This window comes from Aminobacter sp. P4_H6_2 (assembly GCF_056400805.1).
Genome location: NZ_JBFUKO010000542.1, coordinates 1 through 3,696, shown reverse-complemented (window position 1 = coordinate 3,696; position 3,696 = coordinate 1). Strand labels below are relative to the sequence as shown.

Annotated in this window: 6 protein-coding genes; 4 read left to right on the top strand and 2 right to left on the bottom strand. The window is 60.3% G+C overall.

What is annotated here, in order from left to right; translation table 11 throughout:
• Together purB and AC1DUU_RS26160 are read left to right on the top strand one after the other, a co-directional pair.
• Positions 1-1,093, top strand: a 1,093-nt coding sequence (gene purB / locus AC1DUU_RS26165) for an adenylosuccinate lyase (RefSeq protein WP_476786280.1), incomplete at its 5' end; no start/stop codon positions are given.
• Between the two features lie 70 nt (positions 1,094-1,163).
• Entirely contained in the window at positions 1,164-1,340 is a 177-nt protein-coding gene (locus AC1DUU_RS26160) for a hypothetical protein (RefSeq protein ID WP_476786279.1), read from the top strand.
• A 123-nt stretch (positions 1,341-1,463) separates the two neighbouring features.
• On the opposite strand, the gene AC1DUU_RS26155 is transcribed toward AC1DUU_RS26160, so the two are convergent.
• Positions 1,464-1,754, bottom strand: coding sequence for a putative quinol monooxygenase (locus tag AC1DUU_RS26155; protein ID WP_476786278.1), 291 nt, complete (start codon positions 1,752-1,754; stop codon positions 1,464-1,466).
• A 107-nt stretch (positions 1,755-1,861) separates the two neighbouring features.
• Positions 1,862-2,677, bottom strand: coding sequence for a VOC family protein (locus tag AC1DUU_RS26150; protein WP_476786277.1), 816 nt, complete (start codon positions 2,675-2,677; stop codon positions 1,862-1,864).
• Between the two features lie 321 nt (positions 2,678-2,998).
• Between AC1DUU_RS26150 and AC1DUU_RS26145 the strand changes: the two genes are divergently transcribed.
• Both AC1DUU_RS26145 and AC1DUU_RS26140 read left to right on the top strand, forming a co-directional pair.
• Positions 2,999-3,466 (top strand): GNAT family N-acetyltransferase, encoded by a 468-nt coding sequence (locus AC1DUU_RS26145; protein WP_476786276.1) that lies wholly within the window; start codon positions 2,999-3,001, stop codon positions 3,464-3,466.
• A 46-nt stretch (positions 3,467-3,512) separates the two neighbouring features.
• The coding region (locus AC1DUU_RS26140) for an alpha/beta hydrolase (protein WP_476786275.1) at positions 3,513-3,696 on the top strand (184 nt) is incomplete at its 3' end.

The window sequence follows — 3,696 nt, the reverse complement described above, 5'->3', positions numbered from 1 at the left end:
GCATGACGTCATCGCTTTCCTGACGCATCTGGCTGAATTCGTCGGCCCGGATTCGCGCTTCATCCATCAGGGCATGACCTCGTCCGACGTGCTCGACACCTGCCTTTCCGTGCAGCTGGTGCGCGCCACCGACATCCTGCTCGCCGACATCGACGCGCTTTTGGCTGCACTCAAGCGCCGCGCCTTCGAGCACAAGGACACCGTCACCATCGGCCGCAGCCATGGCATCCATGCCGAGCCCACAACCTTCGGCGTCAAGCTGGCGCTGGCCTTTGCCGAGTTCACCCGCTGCCGCGAGCGTCTTGTGCATGCGCGCGAAGACATCGCCACCTGCGCGATTTCTGGCGCAGTCGGCACCTTCGCCAATATCGACCCGCGCGTCGAAGAGCATGTCGCCGCCAAGCTCGGCCTCAAGCCGGAACCGGTGTCGACGCAGGTCATCCCGCGCGACCGCCACGCCATGTTCTTCGCCACGCTCGGCGTGATCGCCTCGTCGATCGAACGCGTCGCCACCGAAATCCGCCATCTGCAGCGGACCGAGGTGCTTGAGGCGGAAGAGTATTTCTCGCCGGGCCAGAAGGGTTCGTCGGCGATGCCGCACAAGCGTAACCCGGTACTGACCGAAAACCTGACCGGCCTCGCCCGCATGGTCCGCTCCTATGCGGCACCGGCGATGGAAAACGTGGCGCTTTGGCACGAGCGCGACATCTCGCACTCCTCGGTCGAACGCATGATCGGCCCGGACGCGACCGTCACGCTCGACTTCGCACTGGCGCGGCTGACCAACGTCATCGACAAGCTCGTCGTCTATCCCGACAACATGCTCAAGAACATGAACAAGTTCCGCGGCCTGGTGCATTCGCAGCGTGTGCTGCTGGCGCTGACGCAAGCCGGCGTCTCCCGCGAGGACGCCTATCGGCTGGTCCAGCGCAACGCCATGAAGGTATGGGAAGAAGGCAAGGATTTCCTTGAGGAACTTCTGGCCGACAAGGAAGTGACCGCTGCCTTGCCGGAGGCCGAAATCCGCGAAAAGTTCGACCTTGGCTACCACACCAAGCATGTCGATACGATCTTCAAGCGGGTATTTGGATAAGGTCTGATCCGGGAACCATCGAGGCGGGCCGGCGTTACTGTTCCGATTTGAACAAATTGGAGCGGAAAAAATGGCAAACCCTGATGTCGTGGTCGTGAATGGCGGAAAAGCCGGCTGGTTCGTTGCTGGCGCCGTGATGATCGCGGCCGTGATAGGCGGCTATCTCTATTACGATGGCTATTTTGACCAGCAGAAGAGCATCGAACTGAAGATCGACGTTCCGAACCTTGAGATCGAAGGCAGGTAGCCCGAGCTTCCTCCAGTTACAAAAAAGGCCTGCGCATCCCTGCGGCAGGCCTTTTTCATGTTTGCTGCCTTTCGAAGCGCAGCAGGCATTTACGCACACTGCTCCGCCAAGCCCCGTCGCGCTTTAGACTGCAAAAGCGTCCATCAGGATGAAGGCTGGGTCTTGCCGCTGATGTTTGTTGATCAGCGGCACCAGCCGCGTGAAATGCTCGCTCGCGCAATGGATATCCAGCGCTGCGCGATCGGGCCATTCCTCGATGAAGACGAAGTGGCCCGGATCCTTTTGATCGATGAACAGATCATAGGAGAGGCAAAGCGGTTCCAGCCGCGTCTTCTCAACCAGCTCGGCATAAAGCGGCAGGACGATATCGACGAACTCAGGCTTGATGAAATCCTGAGCGATGACTTTCAGCATGAACGGGCCTCAACTTTGCACTTGTATTGGCCGAACCTGCCAGCGTGGCAGGTTCGATTCCAACGCGCATAGCACATGCCTTGGACAAGCGATGTCAGGATTGACGCTCAGCCCGGTTGGCCCGGCAGCGCGCGAATGACGGTGCCCCAAGGGTCTTCGTAAGTCGAAGCCGCCTTGGCTTCAGCCGAGCGCATCTCGACCCAGGCAAGGCCGGTGCGCGAGGCGTCGCGTTTTGCCGCACCTGGGCTCTGCCAGGAATTGGCACCGATATGGTGGTGATAGCCGCCGGAAGACAGGAATACGGCGCTGTTGCCGTATTTGGCCACGGTGTCGAAGCCGAACTGCTTGTTCCACCACTCCGCAGCCAAGGCCGGATCGCCCACGCGCAGATGGACGTGGCCGACGATGCTGTTGTCCGGCATGCCCTGCCAGCCGGCATCGCCAGCAGGTACCTCGGCGACGATAGACGAGATATCGAGCTGTTCGGTCGCCATGTCGACCTGCGAGCCAGTCCATTTCCAGCCATCATGCGGCCTGTCGCGGTAAATCTCGATGCCGTTGCCCTCGGGGTCGGTCAGGTACAGCGCCTCGCTGACTAGGTGGTCGGACGCGCCATCGACGGGAATGCGTTTGTCGATGGCATGCTTGATCCAGCGCCCGAGATCTGCACGGGTGGGCAACAAGAAGGCGGTGTGGAACAAACCAGCGCTGCGCGGATCGTCCGGCTGGGCTGCCTTGTCGGACTCTATGTTCAGCAGCGCGCGGCTGCCAGCACCCAGCGTGATGGTCTCGCCGTCGCGGGCAAGCTCCTGCAAACCGACGACGTCGCGGTAGAATTTGGCCATCGCTTCGGCGTGACGTGCCTTGAGGCCAACGCGTGAGACGCTGATCGGCGTTGTGGCGGCAAAAGGAATCTTGCTCATCTTGGGCTCCGTATGGCCAACGCTTGCTGTCGCTCCCATGGCGAGAAGGGCTGCGCTGCCAATCAGTTTGCGTCGTGTCAGTTCCAAAATCCACTCTCCGGCCAACACGGCAGTTTCTATTCCCGTGATAGATCGGCCGGCGCCGTCGTTCACACAAGCCAGCAAGTTCCGAACACCGCGTTCAACAATTTGATACCAATCGAGCAACTGCCACTTCTGGTCGCCGCCAGAGGTTTGATTGTACCAGCAGCCAATCGGCGGAGACAATTTCAGCGCAGACCGCTAGCCACTTGGCAGCTGAAATTGATCCGAGTGCATCCTATGAATGAACATACATCGCTGAGGCCGGCAGCCCCTGGTGACGGGCAAGCGGTATTCGACGTTACGCGCAATTCGGTGCGCGAGCTTGCGAAGGACCACTATTCCGCCGAGCAGATCGCCGGATGGATGGGAGAACGGACAGCGGAAACTTACGAAGCGCTGATCGCAAAAGGGCTGCTGGTTGTCGTCGAGCAGGAAGGCAAGATCGTCGGTTTTGTCGATTCGGAGCCAGGCGAGGTAACACGGCTGTTTCTTCTGGCCGATGCTGCAGGCTCAGGCCTCGGTAAGAGGCTGCTTGAAATCGGCATCCAGAATGCGCGGCGGGACCATGAAGGACCGGTCAGGGTCGAATCGACCGTCAATGCGGAGGGCTTTTATCGCCGCCACGGCTTTCGCATGGTTGAGCGGGGCTTTTTCTCGCATGGTGTCGGCGGCGACCCGATCGAGATCGTGCATATGGAGCTGTGAGCTGCACCGGCTTGCACCGGCGAGATCGGATCGCTACATCCCCGACATGAAGGTAAAAGACGCCGATATCATCATCGTGCCCGGATACACCAATTCGGGTCCATCCCACTGGCAGAGCCGCTGGGAGGAAAAACTGTCGACCGCGCGCCGCGTCGAGCAGGACGAATGGTCAWAGCCTGTGCGCGAAGATTGGACAGCCAAGGTCATCGACGCGGTGAACGCGGCCGAAC